Source organism: Bradyrhizobium sp. SZCCHNR1043, from assembly GCF_032489675.1.
Lineage (GTDB): Bacteria > Pseudomonadota > Alphaproteobacteria > Rhizobiales > Xanthobacteraceae > Bradyrhizobium.
On the sequence record NZ_JAUEYN010000005.1, the window covers coordinates 1 to 14624 of the forward strand.

General features: G+C 64.6%; 17 protein-coding genes. 10 read left to right on the forward strand and 7 right to left on the reverse strand.

Annotated elements, in window-relative coordinates:
• The first annotated feature begins 420 nt into the window (after positions 1 to 420).
• From QX039_RS09720 to QX039_RS09730, 3 genes are all read left to right on the forward strand, one after another.
• Positions 421 to 714, forward strand: coding sequence for a BrnT family toxin (locus QX039_RS09720; protein WP_315738306.1), 294 nt, complete (start codon positions 421 to 423; stop codon positions 712 to 714).
• A 4-nt stretch (positions 715 to 718) separates the two neighbouring features.
• Entirely contained in the window at positions 719 to 919 is a 201-nt protein-coding gene (locus QX039_RS09725) for a hypothetical protein (protein ID WP_315738305.1), read from the forward strand.
• Between the two features lie 200 nt (positions 920 to 1119).
• The gene (locus QX039_RS09730) at positions 1120 to 1272 is read left to right on the forward strand and encodes a hypothetical protein (RefSeq protein ID WP_315738304.1); all 153 of its coding nucleotides are present in this window, start codon (positions 1120 to 1122) and stop codon (positions 1270 to 1272) included.
• A gap of 267 nt (positions 1273 to 1539) precedes the next feature.
• Here the strand turns inward: QX039_RS09730 and QX039_RS09735 are convergent, their stop codons facing one another.
• Both QX039_RS09735 and QX039_RS09740 read right to left on the reverse strand, forming a co-directional pair.
• Positions 1540 to 2448, reverse strand: coding sequence for an amino acid ABC transporter substrate-binding protein (locus QX039_RS09735; RefSeq protein WP_315738303.1), 909 nt, complete (start codon positions 2446 to 2448; stop codon positions 1540 to 1542).
• A gap of 172 nt (positions 2449 to 2620) precedes the next feature.
• The gene (locus QX039_RS09740; protein WP_315738302.1) at positions 2621 to 3520 is read right to left on the reverse strand and encodes a LysR family transcriptional regulator; all 900 of its coding nucleotides are present in this window, start codon (positions 3518 to 3520) and stop codon (positions 2621 to 2623) included.
• Positions 3521 to 3649: 129 nt separating this feature from the next.
• Between QX039_RS09740 and QX039_RS09745 the strand changes: the two genes are divergently transcribed.
• Positions 3650 to 4282 carry an RraA family protein gene (locus QX039_RS09745; RefSeq protein ID WP_315738301.1) on the forward strand — a complete coding sequence of 211 codons (633 nt, stop codon included), beginning with the start codon at positions 3650 to 3652 and terminating at the stop codon, positions 4280 to 4282.
• Between the two features lie 110 nt (positions 4283 to 4392).
• Here QX039_RS09745 and QX039_RS09750 read toward each other — a convergent pair whose 3' ends face one another.
• Positions 4393 to 4731, reverse strand: a complete 339-nt coding sequence (locus tag QX039_RS09750) for a hypothetical protein (protein WP_315738300.1) — start codon at positions 4729 to 4731, stop codon at positions 4393 to 4395.
• Positions 4732 to 5049: 318 nt separating this feature from the next.
• Between QX039_RS09750 and QX039_RS09755 the strand changes: the two genes are divergently transcribed.
• Entirely contained in the window at positions 5050 to 5244 is a 195-nt protein-coding gene (locus QX039_RS09755) for a hypothetical protein (RefSeq protein ID WP_315738299.1), read from the forward strand.
• A gap of 329 nt (positions 5245 to 5573) precedes the next feature.
• Here the strand turns inward: QX039_RS09755 and QX039_RS09760 are convergent, their stop codons facing one another.
• From QX039_RS09760 to QX039_RS09770, 3 genes are all read right to left on the reverse strand, one after another.
• Entirely contained in the window at positions 5574 to 6857 is a 1284-nt protein-coding gene (locus tag QX039_RS09760) for an O-acetylhomoserine aminocarboxypropyltransferase (RefSeq protein ID WP_315738298.1), read from the reverse strand.
• A 226-nt stretch (positions 6858 to 7083) separates the two neighbouring features.
• Entirely contained in the window at positions 7084 to 7668 is a 585-nt protein-coding gene (locus QX039_RS09765) for a CoA-binding protein (RefSeq protein WP_315738297.1), read from the reverse strand.
• A 317-nt stretch (positions 7669 to 7985) separates the two neighbouring features.
• Positions 7986 to 8807 (reverse strand): enoyl-CoA hydratase, encoded by an 822-nt coding sequence (locus QX039_RS09770; RefSeq protein WP_315738296.1) that lies wholly within the window; start codon positions 8805 to 8807, stop codon positions 7986 to 7988.
• Between the two features lie 84 nt (positions 8808 to 8891).
• Here QX039_RS09770 and QX039_RS09775 point away from each other — a divergent pair, with 84 nt between their 5' ends.
• The 3 genes from QX039_RS09775 to rpsI all read left to right on the forward strand — a co-directional run bounded on the left by QX039_RS09775 (position 8892) and on the right by rpsI (position 10427).
• The gene (locus tag QX039_RS09775; protein ID WP_315738295.1) at positions 8892 to 9320 is read left to right on the forward strand and encodes a PaaI family thioesterase; all 429 of its coding nucleotides are present in this window, start codon (positions 8892 to 8894) and stop codon (positions 9318 to 9320) included.
• A 158-nt stretch (positions 9321 to 9478) separates the two neighbouring features.
• On the forward strand, positions 9479 to 9943 hold the full coding sequence (gene rplM / locus QX039_RS09780; protein WP_315711511.1) for a 50S ribosomal protein L13: 465 nt from the start codon (positions 9479 to 9481) through the stop codon (positions 9941 to 9943).
• A 1-nt stretch (position 9944) separates the two neighbouring features.
• Entirely contained in the window at positions 9945 to 10427 is a 483-nt protein-coding gene (gene rpsI, locus QX039_RS09785; protein ID WP_172109671.1) for a 30S ribosomal protein S9, read from the forward strand.
• A gap of 95 nt (positions 10428 to 10522) precedes the next feature.
• On the opposite strand, the gene QX039_RS09790 is transcribed toward rpsI, so the two are convergent.
• Entirely contained in the window at positions 10523 to 12622 is a 2100-nt protein-coding gene (locus tag QX039_RS09790; RefSeq protein ID WP_315770872.1) for a LamG-like jellyroll fold domain-containing protein, read from the reverse strand.
• A gap of 390 nt (positions 12623 to 13012) precedes the next feature.
• On the opposite strand from QX039_RS09790, the gene QX039_RS09795 reads away from it, so the two are divergent.
• Together QX039_RS09795 and QX039_RS09800 are read left to right on the forward strand one after the other, a co-directional pair.
• Entirely contained in the window at positions 13013 to 14230 is a 1218-nt protein-coding gene (locus QX039_RS09795; RefSeq protein WP_315738293.1) for a GGDEF domain-containing protein, read from the forward strand.
• A 68-nt stretch (positions 14231 to 14298) separates the two neighbouring features.
• Positions 14299 to 14601 (forward strand): antibiotic biosynthesis monooxygenase family protein, encoded by a 303-nt coding sequence (locus QX039_RS09800; RefSeq protein ID WP_315711517.1) that lies wholly within the window; start codon positions 14299 to 14301, stop codon positions 14599 to 14601.
• Positions 14602 to 14624 lie beyond the last annotated feature (23 nt).

The window sequence follows — 14624 nt, forward strand, 5'->3', positions numbered from 1 at the left end:
GCCCCGCGTTGACCGTTTCTTTCGAATGCCCATCGCAACCTCCTCATCGAGTGTTGCGACGACCAATTGAATCCACCACCCGGCCTTCCCCGCGCGATGGTTTTAACGCTTATACGCGATCTCCCCGGGGACCGGGCTGTCTTGCCCCCGTCATCTCGCGCGATGCGTTGAGCACCGACACGAGACTTAGCGCCAGCGTCGGGGCGCCAGGACCACGCGACTTCGCCGTCCGTGACGGATCGCTCGTCCGCGCGAACTTTCGTCCGCGCACGGCCCGCCACGTCCACCGCATTCCTGCCCTACGCAACTGGACGATCCGGAAGCGCCCCTCGGCCGGACAGGAACAAAAAGAGAACATAAACTGATTTGCGTCGTTTGGCAAGCGTGGCGTGTCGCGGACATCGCCGGGTGGGGCGGACCATGCAATTCGAGTTCGATTGGGATCCGGCCAAGGCAGAGAGCAATCTGCGCAAGCATGGCGTTGCCTTTGAGCGGGCGATGAGCATCTTCAGCGATCCGTTGGCGCTCTCGCGTCTCGATGACGGATCTGGCGCAGGCGAGGAACGATGGGTTACGATGGGACGCAATATTGCGCACGAGCTACTGCTGGTCGTGCATACGTACACGGAGCTATCGGCAGACCGCGCAGCGATCCGCATCATTTCTGTCCGTCGCCCGACCCGGCGCGAAATCCGCTCCTACGAGAATGGGTGATCCGATGAAGGATGAATACGATTTCTCGAACGCCGAACGCGGCAAGTTCTTTCGCAAGGGCGCGCGAATGCTGCCTCCGGTGCATCTCGAGCCTGATGTGCTCGATCACCTGACCGGGCTGGCCAGCGCGCGGGGCGTATCGTTGACCGAATTGGTCAACACGCTTCTCAAGGAGGATATTGAGCGGATCGAGGCTGCGAAATAGCTCTTTGGGAGCTTCTGCGAGCACCTCGTGATGCCTTCGCGACCAGACTTCCGCGACACGGTTCGGGCGCGCGCGGACCGTGATCCGGCGTTCGCGAGGCGTTGTTCCAGGAAGCCGTGAGTGCGCTGCTGCGCGGAGAGGCCGATGACGGCCGCGCCGGCCTGCGTGCGTAAATCGACGCAACGATCGGCTTCGAGGCGTTGAGCAACGCGCTCGGGCGGCCGTCGAAGAGCCTGATGCGCATGTTAGGGCCATCCGGCAATCCCACGGCCGAGAACCTGCTTGGCGTGATCGGCGTGTTGCAGGCAGAGACAGGCGTGCAGCTCGACGTGCGCGTCGTGGCCGCGGAGTGAGTTACTGGCGCGCGGATCAACAAGATCACAGCTGCTCTCAACCAATGAAGAACGAATACGACTTCTCGAACGCCGAGTGCGGCTCGTCGTTGGACGAACTGGTCGCGACGCTCCTCAAGGAGGAGATCGCGCGGATCAAGGCGGCGAAATAGATATCAGGAGCGCCGCCGCCGCTGATCTTGGCAATAGCCGAGGGCCGTCCGTCGCAGGCGACTGCGGCGGATGAGGCTATCTCCGCCGTTGCTGTTGGCACGGATATCGCGAGCTTCAATCGGGCGCATACGCGTCCGGGTCGGGACTGCTGCTGGGCGACTTGAACGCGGCGCGTAAGGGGGCCGGCATCGGGTAGTTGAAGTTGATCCCGGTCGGCGGCACGGGTGACTCGAACCACTTCTTGTAGAGCGCCTCGATGGCGGGGCTCTGATAGAGCTCGGCCGTGACGCGATCGGCGATGGCCTTGAACGGCGCATCGTCCTTGCGCAGCATGATGCCGAAAGGTTCGGGCTTGGAGAATGCGTCGCTGCTGATCATGTACGCCGCCGGGTCCTTCGACCGCGCGATGGCGACCGCGAGCTGGACGTCATCGAGCACATAGGCCTGAGCCCGGTCGGTCTCCAGCATCAGGAACGCTTCGGCCTGGTCCTTGGCCGGCACGATGTTGATGCCGAGCTTGCGTTCGACATTGACCTTGTTCAGCTGTGCGATGTTGGTCGATCCAGCGATCGCGACGGCCGTCTTTCCCCTGAGGTCGTCGATCGTCTGGAGCGAGAGCGACTTCTTGGCCGCAAAGCGTGTGGCGCTGAGAAAGTGCGTATTGGCAAAGGTCACGAGTTTCTGGCGTTCGGCGTTGTTGGTAGTGGAGGCGCACAAGAGGTCGATCGTGCCATTCGTCATCAGCGGTATGCGATTGGATGACGTCACCGGAACGGTTTCGATCGTGAGGTTAGGAAGCCCAAGCTCCTTTTTGACCGCATCCGCGATCCGGGCGCAGATGTCGAGCGCGTAGCCCACCGGCTTCTGGTTGCCGTCGAGATAGCTGAACGGCACCGACGATTCCTGGAAGCCGATCGATATCCTGTTCGTCTCCTTGACCTTCTGGAGCGTGCCCGTCAGTTCCTCGGCGCCGGCGGCGTTTGCAGCGAGCGCTGCCGTCAGCAGAAGTCCCCAAATGCGCATCAAAGCCTCTCCTCGCAGCAATCCTCTTTGCGCGTGCAGCGTTGCACGCGCAGCGGCGATGCAGCCTCGCTGCGTCCGGCCTGGATGAAAAGGGATAAAACCGCCTTCTTTCTCATTCCTGGAGGTGATGGATCGCCGCGCCGGGCGTCGTCGCCGGGTTCACCTGCCCTGTCTAACCTTCGAGTTGACGGCCGAAATCGCAGGTCTGGCGCGCCAGATCCGCTACGGCGGCCGCGAAGGCCGAGGGTCTGTCGTTGCGATACATGGCCGCATAGGGCACGGCCGGCAGCGTCGGCTTGACCGGCAGGATGACCAGCTTCTTCTGCTCGAAGAGAGGACGAAAACAGCGTTGCGGAAGATAGCTGATGCCGAGGCCGGCCACGGCGAGCCCGACCAGCGCAGTCAGATTGTCGACCGAGATGGCGCGCTTGAAGGAGACGCCGTTGGCCGCGAGCCATTTGTTGACGAAGAGGCCGGAGCCCGAGCGACGGCCCTGCATCAGAATCGTATGATGACCAAGCTCGTCGAAATCGAGGCTCCGGCGCGTTCTGACCAGGCCGGGGCGCGCCGTCCACACGTTCTGCACTTCGGCAAGCCGCAGCGACGTCACCTCCGGGTCAGAGAAGACGTCCGGGATGACGACGAGATCGAGGCTGCCCTCGATCAGCCGATCGTAGAGGCTTCGGGAGGTTTCGACTTCAGGCTCGATCATCACCGCCGGATGGGCTTCGCGAATGGCCGAAACCAGACGCGGCAGCCATGTCAGCGCTGACAGCTCCGTCGCCCCAAGCCGCAGACGGCGCGCCGGTGACTGCCGGCCGTCCTTCAACTCCAGGATCTGGTCCTGCAACGCCAACATCTGTCGGCCAAGAGCAAGGATCTGCTCGCCACGTTCGGTCAGACGAGCCCCGCGCTGGCTGCGATCGAACAGCGGAACGCGCGCTGAGGCCTCGAGCTCCTGGATGCGCTTCGAGATCGCCGATTGCGTCGTGTTCAGCTTGGCTGCGGCGCGTTCGAACGTGCCGAGCTCCGCGATCCAGTTCAAAGCTTCTAGCTGCTTCAGGGTGACCATGTTCGCATTCAAAAAAGAGATGGATCGATATCTCCATTTATCGGTTTTCTGAATTCAAGACGAGTCCTACACCGCCGAGGCGGGGCGCCATCGAGCGACGCTCTGGACTGTGCAAGACGGGGAGCGAGAATGGGTGAGGGACAAGCGCAGCCTGGTGCGCCGATCGATGCGGCGGTCGTCGCCGCGTTCAAGAGCGTTTCCACGGCCGTGATCAGCGACAACCTTCAGCGGTTGCCTGGTGCAGCCAGTCTACGGCCATTCTATACGGGCTCGCCGATGGCCGGGATCGCGCTGACCGTGAATACGGCGCCGGGGGATAATCTCTTCATTCATCGCGCGCTCGATCTTATTACGCCTGGCGACGTCCTCGTCGTCAATGGCGGCGGCAACGAGACGCGGGCATTGGTCGGCGAGATCATCGCCGCCATCGCGAGGGAACGCGGCGCGGCCGGGATTGTCGTCGACGGTGCGATCAGGGATTCCGGCGTGCTGATGAATTCCGACTTCCCCGTGTTCGCGCGTGCGGTCAATCACCGTGGCCCCTACAAGAACGGTCCGGGTACGATCAACGTGCCGGTGTCGATTGGCGGCATGATCGTCACGCCAGGCGATATCGTGGTTGCCGACGCCGACGGAGTGGTCGCTTTCGCGCCGGCGATCGCATCCGAACTGCTCGAGTCCGCCCGCGCGCAGGAGCAGCGTGAAGCCGAAATCCTGGCGAGCATCCGCGCGGGGCGCTATGGCGGTGCCTACGCAAAATAGGCGTCTATTGCGGTCATCCGTACGAGCCTTGGCGGTATGCGGACCTCGTCCTTGTCGTCCCGGATGTCGTTTCGCTCATCCGGGCTACTTGCATGCCAACGGCACCCCGCTCAGCAATACCCATACACGCCGCAGGCATAAGGCAGGCGGAACATGTAGTTGGTGTAGCCTTCGCCGCCGTAATAGGGGCCCTGGTAGTCGTAGGAGAAGGCGCGGCCGTAATAGCCGGGCAGCTCCTGGCGGCCGAACAGCAGCGGCGTCGAGGGCCACATCGGGGAGATCAGCGAGTCCTGGTCCCTGACGACGACGACCGTCGGCGGCGGCGCTCTCACGGCGCGGCGGGCCTTGATGTGCACGATCTTGTCGTGGACGGCCGGCAGGTCGGCTGCGAGCACGACGCCGTTCGCCGCGATGGCCGCCAGCAGCATCATGATCACCAACGTTCGCATCCTGCTCTCCTCGACTTCTGTTCGGGTGGCGTCGGCGCTTCGCGATACATCCACCGCTGCTTTCACGCGGGTCCGGAAGGCGATTCCACGGGCGGCAGGATGAGCCGGGTATGGTTAACGAAATCCTTCCGGCATCCGACAGTTGGCTGCAATCATCCGTAGAAGGACGGGCATTTTCAGCTTTTGTTAAGTTCTGCGGGTGCAAGCTTACTGCTGCCGGCGATTTTGAAGGTCGGCCGAATGCAGCCCGGCCGCTGCGTCCGGGCGCGAAAATCTCTGCTGCATTTCATCAGAGTCTCAGACCAGAAGGTTTCGAGCATGTCGGTGATCATGTTTTCGGCGTCGGCGCGCCAAAATCTCCAATCACGGACCGGCTCAGTCAACGCTGAACTCGCTGCCATCGACGAGGGCGCCGCAGGACTGCAGGCGCTGTCGGCAAGCCGGCTGATCGCGGCCTCCGCGCTGCCTCTGGCCCGCCAGATGCACGCGCGCCTGTTGCAGCTGATGAGATGATCACCTGGAGTTAACGAGGGCGCGGTCCGAGAAGCCGGCAACGGCCCGGCCGTGGGACGAAGGAGAGCGCGGAAGCCCAGGGGGCCGCCCGCGCTCTCTTTGTTTTCGGGGCCGCTTGCTGTCTCAGCCGTCAGTTACTCGTCATGCGCGGGCTTGTCCCGCCTGCGGGGCCGAAGCCCCTTCGGCGCGGCGACGGCCCGCGCATCCACGTCGTCATTGCCGGGGCGAAGACGTGGATGGCCGGGACAAGCCCGGCCATGACGTGGTGAGAGATGCGCTCGTCACGCCGCACGCCGATGCGCGGCGCGATCCGTAGAGCGAAACGCGCCTTACGCGCTCAGCGCCTGCTCGAGGTCGGCGATCAGGTCTTCCTTGTCCTCGATGCCGACGGAGATGCGGACGATGTCGGGGCCGGCGCCGGCCTTGATCTTGGCGGCGTCGTCGAGCTGGCTGTGCGTGGTCGAGGCCGGGTGGATCACCAGCGAGCGGGTGTCGCCGACATTGGCGAGATGCGAGAACAGCTTCAGGTTCGACACCAGCTTGACGCCGGCGTCGTAGCCGCCCTTGAGCGAGAAGGTGAACACGGCGCCGGCGCCCTTCGGGCAGTATTTGCGCGCCAGCGTATAATACTTGTCCTCGGGCAGGCCGGCGTAGTTCACCGAGGCGACCGCCGGATGGCGGTTGAGAAATTCTGCGACCGCCTTGGCGTTGTCGCAATGCTTCTGCATGCGCAGCGGCAGGGTCTCGATGCCGGTCAGGATCATGAAGGCGTTGAACGGCGACAGCGCCGGTCCGAGATCACGCAAGCCCAGCACGCGGCAGGCGATGGCGAAGGCGAAATTGCCGAACGTCTCGTGGAGCCGGATGCCGTGATATTCGGGTCGCGGCTGCGTCAGCATCGGATATTTGTCGCCGCTGCCGGCCCAGTCGAAGGTGCCGGCATCGACGATGACACCGCCGATCGAGTTGCCGTGGCCGCCCAAGAACTTGGTCAGCGAGTGCAGCACGATGTCGGCGCCGTGATCGATCGGGCGGATCAGATAGGGCGAGGCCAGCGTGTTGTCGACGATCAGCGGCACGCCCGCCTTGCGCGCCACCTGCGCGACCGCCTCGATGTCGGTGATGGTGCCGCCGGGATTGGCGATCGACTCGATGAATACAGCCTTGGTGCGTGGGCTCACCGCCGCCTCGAAGCTCGCGACGTCATCGGTGTCGGCCCACACCACGTTCCAGCCAAAGCTCTTGAACGCATGCGTGAACTGGTTGATCGAGCCGCCATAGAGTTTTCGCGCGGCGATGAACTCGTCGCCGGGGGACAGCAGCTGCTGCAGCGCCACGACCTGCGCGGCATGGCCAGAGGCCACGGCCAGCGCGGCGGTGCCGCCCTCGAGAGCTGCGACGCGCTCCTCGAGCACGGCGTTGGTGGGGTTGCCGATGCGGGTATAGATGTTGCCGAACGCCTGCAGCCCGAACAGCGAGGCGGCGTGGTCGGCATCGTTGAACACGAACGACGTGGTCTGATAGATCGGCGTCGCCCGCGCGCCGGTGGTGGGATCAGGCTGGGCGCCGGCGTGAACGGCGAGGGTGGCAAATCCCGGGGCACGGTCGGTCATGATGTTTCCTCTTGGCTTGATCCCTCGCGCAGCGGCGCCGGCTGATGCAGGGATCGATGATGGGAGACGGTGTCGATAGCGCGCCGTCGTGCGCCTCCGCGTCATCCCGGCGGAGGACATTTGCCACCGGGCAAGATGCCGTCAAGGCTGGCGGCGATAATCAGTCGGATTTGAAATGCGTTGCTGTGTCGCGCCGTCGTCGCGACACGATCCTTTCGCAGATGCGTCAGGAGGGATCGCTTCTGTCCTTCGCGGCGCGGTCGGCCGCTGCCGTCGTGCCGCCGCCGACGCTGGTGCGGTTTAGCGACAGCCGCATGCCCTGGGTCGGGATCGGCGCGCGCTTGGCGCTGATGGTGCGCGAGTTGACACCCATCCAGGAGATCTCCGACGACAGCCGGCCATATTCGATCTTGGGGCAGCGATTCATGACGACCTTCAGCCCAGCGGCCTCGGCCTTTTCGGCCGCCGCATCGTCACGCGCGCCGAGCTGCATCCAGATCACCTTCGGCAAGGGCTGCAGCTTCAGCGCCTCGTCGACCACGGGCATGATGTGCTGCGAGCTGCGGAAGATGTCGACCATGTCGATGGGACGGCCGATGTCGGCGAGCGAGGCGACGAACGGCCGGCCCATCAGGCTCTTGCCGACATGGCCGGGATTGACCGGGATCATGTCGTAGCCGCGCTGCACCAGATATTTGAAGGCGAAGAAGCTCGGCCTGATCTCGGACGGCGAGGCGCCGACCATCGCGATGACCTTCACGCCGTTGAGGATGCCGCGGATGTAGTCGTCGGGATAGGTGTCGTGATTCATGGGGGCACGTTTCTATTAGTTATATCGGGCATCGTCATTCCGGGGCGCCCGAAGGGCGAACCCGGAATCCCGAGCTGAGTTCAGCAATCTCGAGATTCCGGGTTCGATGCTTCGCATCGCCCCGGAATGACGAAGTTATTGATGCCGTCATTGCGAGGGAGCCAACGGGTCCGCGCGAACGCGCGGCCCGATGACAGGCTCCGCGACGAAGCAATCCAGGGGCTCGGGTGGAACTCTGGATTGCGTCCGCCTTCGCCTTGCAGGCTTCGGCCGACACGCCGCTGCGCTCGCAATGACGGAGGAGAGAGCGGCGGGCGTCACTCATCCCGCCAGGTCGGAGTCCGCTTCTCGATGAAGGCGCCGATGCCTTCTTCCGCGTCGCGGGCGAGCATGTTCTGCGTCATCACCTCTGCCGCATAACGATAGGCGTCGGCAAGGCTCATCTCAGCCTGGCGGTAGAATGCTTCCTTGCCGAGCTTGATTGTATAGGCGGATTTGCGCGCCACTTGTTGTGCCAGCGCAATCGCCGCGTCGCGTTCCGTTCCGGCTGCGACCACGCGGTTGACGAGGCCGATGTCGCGGGCGCGTTCCGCCGGAACCGGCTCGCCGGTCAGCAGCATCTCCATCGCCTGCTTGCGGGGCACGTTGCGCGACAAGGCCACCATCGGCGTCGAGCAGAACAGGCCGATGTCGACGCCGGGCGTCGCGAACGACGCGCGCTCGGAGGCGACGGCGAGATCGCAGCTGGCGACCAGCTGGCAGCCGGCTGCGGTGGCGATGCCCTGCACGGAGGCGACGACGGGTTTCGGCAGATGCACGATGGCCTGCATCATCGCGCTGCAGGCGTTCATGAGCTTGGCGAAGAAGGCGCGGCCGCGATCGGCATCGCTGCGACGGGCGGTGAGCTCCTTGAGGTCATGGCCGGCGCAGAACGCCGGGCCGTTGGCCGCGATCACCACGGCGCGCACGGCCTTGTCGGCACCGATCTCGGCCAGGGCCTGATGCAGCTCCGCGATCAGCGGCTCCGACAGGCTGTTACGCTGCGCCGGGCGGTTCAGCGTCAGCACGACAACGGGGCCGACCATCTCGCGCATAAGGATCGGCGCGTCGGCAGCATTGGCGAGGGCAGGGGCGGACATTGCGATTTCCGGTTGGCGATTTCCGTTTGGGCGCTGGATCGCGGCTAATGTAACAGAAGGCAACGCGACAGAGCAGGGGGAGACATGACGGCGAAGATGAGCATCGCGGAACTCGAAGCGTTCCTGCACGCGGAATTTCCCCAGGCCTTCCGCACCGGCGGCGACATCAGCATCGAGAGCGCCGACGGCCGGAGCTGCCGGATGCGCCAGCGCTTCAACGAGCGCATGCTGCGTCCCGGCGGCACGGTCTCCGGGCCCACCCTGATGGCGCTGGCCGACTTCGCGATGTACGTGGTGCTGCTGTCGGCGATCGGCCCGGTCGGTCTTGCCGTGACCACGAATCTCAACATCAACTTCCTGCGCAAGGGCGCGGCCGGCGCCGACGTGCTGGCCGAGGCGCGGCTGCTCAAGCTCGGCAAGCGGCTGGCGGTCGGCGAAGTCACGCTATTGTCAGGGGAATCGCCTGATCCGATCGCCCACGTCACGGCCACCTATTCCATTCCGAATGCGTGAGGTTTTCGAGGGTATTATTGCACCATATTTATAACCTCATGTTTTCGTTGGCGTAATTTTGCGCCGATGGCGTTGACGAATGCGGGGCGCTTCTCTAGAAGCTGCGACCAGTCCGGCGCGTCATCCGCGCCGCATTCTCCCTGTCACGGATATCTCTCATGAAAACCTTTTCGGCAAAGCCGGCCGAGGTCCAGAAGAAGTGGGTCGTGATCGACGCCAAGGGTCTGGTCGTCGGCCGTCTCGCTACGCTGGTCGCCATGCGGCTGCGCGGCAAGCACCTCCCGATCTACACGCCGCACGTCGACTGCGGCGACAACGTCATCATCGTCAATGCCGCGCACGCCGTCCTGACCGGCCGCAAGCGCGAGCAGAAGGTGTACTACAAGCACACCGGCTATGTCGGTCACGTCAAGGAGCGCACCGCGCGCCAGATCCTCGAGGGTCGCTTCCCCGAGCGCGTGATCGAGAAGGCCATCGAGCGCATGATCCCGCGCGGGCCGCTCGGCCGCGTGCAGATGGGCAATCTGCGTGTCTATGGCGGACCCGATCATCCGCACGAGGCGCAGAACCCCGAGAAGATCGACATCGCCAAGTTGAACCGCAAGAACACGAGGGCCGCATAAGATGGCCGAAAGCATCCAGTCTCTCGATCAGCTGTCGCAGCTCAAGGGCGCCGTCACGGCTCCGGACGCTCCGAAGTATGAGAAGAAGGTCGACAAGTTCGGCCGCGCCTATGCCACCGGCAAGCGCAAGGACGCGGTCGCCCGCGTCTGGATCAAGCCGGGCTCCGGCAAGGTCACCGTCAACACCCGCGACATCGAGGTCTACTTCGCTCGTCCGGTGCTGCGCATGATGATCGAGCAGCCGATGGTCGTCGCCGCCCGCAAGGGCCAGTACGACGTGATCTGCACGGTCGCCGGCGGCGGCCTGTCCGGCCAGGCCGGTGCGGTCCGTCACGGCCTGTCCAAGGCGCTGACGAATTTCGAGCCGGAGCTGCGCGGCGTCCTCAAGAAGGGCGGCTTCCTGACCCGCGACTCGCGCGTCGTCGAGCGTAAGAAGTACGGCAAGGCCAAGGCCCGCCGCTCCTTCCAGTTCTCGAAGCGCTGATCTCCTGGCTCCGGCTCCGTCCGGATCCATCAGCTTCAAATACGAACGGGCGCCCTCGCGGGCGCCCGTTTTGCTTTGCGTGAAGCCTGTGCGGATCAGGCGCTGGCGCGGCGCGCCGTCAGCCATTGGTTCGGTGCCAGCGGCTTCGACACCACGCGGACCTCGCCGATGCTGCCGATGAAGCCGTCCGCCGGTGAGCGATCCCACCAGCCGCAGCCGAGTGCCCAGGGCTGGCTCGCCGCAACGCTCGCGAGGCCGTTGCCGCCGATGACGCTGCGCACGACCGGCGCGCCCTCGATGTAGAGCACGGTCGAATTGTCCTTGGGATCGTTGACGATCGCGAGGTGGTACCAGGTGTTCAGCATGATCTCGCCGGACCAGTCGGTCTGCGGCTGCTGGGTCGAACTCGACGGCACGATCTCCCACTGCACCTCGCGCAGGTTCGAGATCGCAAACAGGATCGGCGGCGATTCCGGGTCGCCGCCGGCATAGCCGGGCAGCCAGCCGCGGTTGCCGAAGCGGGTGAGGATGTTGCACCAGGCGTGGTCGCTGGCTTTCCAGTTCGGATCGATCTTGATGAAGGCTTCGACGGTATAGCCGGATGCGAACGTTGCCGCGTTGATCGGCGCGTTGGCCGCGGTCGTGAACCAGCTGAAGCGGCCGGCGCCCTGCTTGGTCGTGTTGAGGAACTGCATGCTGCCCGGCGCCGAGGACAGCCGATGCTTGTCGGCGGTGAAGGCGACGTCAGCCACTTGAGCTGCGCCCGTGAGCGAGGCGCGCTGCATCGGGTTGGCGGCGGTGAGGTCCGGCAGTGCAGTGCCGGCGGCCACCGCCTTGCCGATCGCCGACGAGGCGATCCGCCAATGCGCAACCGTCTCGGCGATCAGCGGATAGTCCTGCTCGTTCGCCGGCGGCACCACCACCGGCTCGGGCGCCTCGGTGTAGTTGGCGTAGAGATCCTGCTTGACGCGCGGCAGGATCGGCGTGCCGGCGAAGGCCGGCAGATGGCAGAAATTGGTGAAGCGGGCGAAGCGGCGGCGGAAGTCGATGGGAATGGTGAACTCGTGATTGTCCTCGGTCAGCCAGGCGCGGTCGAACTGCTTCAGGCTGTCCTTCGGCTTCGCGACCACCCACGGTGAGAACGAGGCGACGTCGATCTTGTTGCGGGTGAAGTCGAATTCGTAGAGCCGCATCAGGCCGTTGCCGCCCTGATAGGCCATCTGATAGTCGACCACCATCTGGTGGACCGGATTGTGGAAGTCGTTGATCTTCGTCAGCAGCGCGCCGCCATGATAATGGCCGTTGAGGGTCATGAAGATCTGGTCGTTGCTGCGGATCAGCTTGTCCCAGAGATACTGGCCGTAGGCGACCTCGAGCGGGCTCGTGCCGTCATTGGCGATGTTGAGCAACTGGTGATTGGCGAGGATGACCGGCAGCATCGGATGGCGCGCGATCATGCTGCGCGCCCAGGCGATCGCATCGTCCGAGGCGCGCCACGACAGCGACAGCACCATGAAGCTGACGCCGCAGGCATGGAACACATGCGCCTCGTGCCAGCCGCTCGGATGCCGCTCCAGGAAGGTCCGCTGCCTGGCGGCGCGGCTGGTGGGAAACCATGTGAGATAAGGCTCGGACGCGCCGCGCTGCGCATCGGTGCCCGCGCTCTGGCTTGTCGCGCTTTCGAACTCCAGCGCCGACAGCACGTCGTGATTGCCGGCGAGCACCGAATAGGGCCGGCCGGCGTTCTCCAAGAGCTTCATCGCGGCGTCGGCGACCGCCCATTGCTGCGGATGCTTGGACTGGTCGACGACGTCGCCGAGATGGATGGTGAACGGGATGTGATACTTCGCGGCGTTGTCGACGATGAACTGCGTCTGCGCCGGATAGGGCGTGCTGCCATACTGGCGCTGATAGGCCTGGCCTTCTTCCGACGTTGCATAGCGCGAGTAGAACTGCGTATCGGGAAGGACGGCGAGCGCGAAACTGGTCGTGACGTGATGGTGGTGATGATGCATGCGCCAATGCGCGTGCGCCGCCTGGCCGGGCAGCAGGCTGGCGCCGAGGCCGAGCGCCGAAACGCCCATCGCGTTGCGCAGCAGCGTGCGGCGGTCCACGCCCTGCATCGGCTCCGGACTGCGCGACGGATGATGGCCTGCGGCCGGCTTGTTGTTCGATGAATCGTCGTCGAAAGACATCCTCGTCCCCACCTCGAGCGGCGGATCGCGCCGCGGTCGGGACGTGTTAGGGAGAGATGATCTCAAATTTGAGAAGGTTTCTTATCGTTTCGATGAGTGTTCGCCGCAGGAGGGGAAACCATTGATTCCGCACGCGAGGGCGCACAACTATCAATGAAGGGGTGTGTGCCGTGTGCAATCTGGGCGGGCGGTCGCGCGGATTGCCTCGGCATTTTTGAATCCTGTTTGCAGATTTCTTGCGCAGCAATTTGTTGACGAGTTGCGCCGGGCTTTTCGAGAAAACTTGGCAACCCAGGAAAACCTCTTTCCAACAAACCGCCCGCTAGGTTGATCGCGATAAGGCCGCGCTAACCCTGACTTCCCGCGCCGCCGCAGCAACCGAGGTGATCGATGGCGCTTGATAGCATGACGCTCGACATCGTAGCGACCATGGTCGCGGCGCTGCTTGGCGCCATGTTGCTCCATTTCGGTCGACAGGAGAACACGCCGGCGCTGCGCTGGTGGGGGGCGGCCTATATTCTCGGCGCCGTCGCGATCGCGCTGTGGACGCTGATCGGCGAGCTCTATGGTGAGGTGGTGTCGCTGTTCCTGAGCTCCATCGGTCTGATCGCCACCGCCATGGTGTGGAATGCCGCGCGCGTGTTCCACGGCAAGCCGCCGAGCGTGCTTGGGCTCGTGCTCGGCGCGACGGTCTGGATCGCCAGCGGCATGCTGCTCGATGCGTCGGCGCAGGCGCTGCGGCTGACGATCGGCGCCGCGATCGTCGTGATCTACGCCATGCTGACCGCGGCCGAGCTGTGGCAGGAGCGGCGGCGGACCTTGCACAAGCGCTGGCCGGCGCTGATCGTGCCGGTGATGCACGGCTTCGTCCTGATGCTGCCGATCCTGCTCGGCAACATGCTGCGCGATTCCGACGGCGCCTTCGCCGCGGCCTGGGTCACGATCTTCTCGATCGAGCTCGTGCTCTATGCGGTCGGCACCGTGTTCGTGATCTTCATGCTGGTGTCAGAGCGCATCGTCAGCGCCCACAAGCGCGCGGCGACGACCGACCCGCTGACGGGCCTGCTCAACCGCCGCGGCTTTGCCGAGTCCTCCGCGCAGCTCATCGAGCGCGAGGCGCGCGAGCAGCGCCCGGTCAGCGTGCTGATCTTCGACATCGATCATTTCAAGTCGATCAACGACCGCTTCGGCCACGCCGAGGGCGACGAGGTCCTGAAGCTGTTCGCAAACGTCGTGGTCAACAATCTGCGCCTCACCGATCTCTCGGGGCGGATCGGTGGCGAGGAGTTCGCAGCACTTTTGCCCTGTTCGATCGAAGAGGCCATGGTCGCCGCCGAGCGTGTCCGTGAGGCGTTCGCGGCCTCCGGCGTGGTGTGCGAGGACAAGCCGGTCGACACCACCGTCAGCATCGGTGTCGCCGGCGGGCCGGGCGGGACCGATCTCGACGTGCTGCTCGCGGCCGCCGATACCGCCCTCTACAAGGCCAAGCGTTCCGGGCGCAACCGGGTCGAAGCGTCGGCGGAGCTGCCACTGTCGCTCGACCGCTACCGCCGCCAGCGCGCCGCTGCCAGCCTGCCGCAGTCGGGACAGGCGGTGTTGTCCAGCTGAGGCGCGGCTTTCGCTCTCCCGAGGTCTGGGCTAGACAAGCGGCCCACACCAGGGGAGGCCGACAGAACATGATCACGGAAATCGCCCAGATCGACGTCAAGCCGGGCACGGAGAAGGATTTCGAGGCCGCGGTCGCGAAAGCACGCGCTGCTTTCGGCCGCTCCAAGGGCTTTCACGGCTTCGAGCTGCACAAATCGATCGAGAAGCCGCAGCGCTACCGCCTGATGGTGAAGTGGGAGACGCTCGAAAACCACACGGTCGATTTCCGCGGCTCGGAGAACTTCACCGAATGGCGCGGCCTGGTCGGGCAGTATTTTGCCAATCCTCCGGATGTCGAGCACACCGAGACGGTGCTGACTTCGGCCGGCTGAGGCCGCGCCAGCGCTGCTCGCCG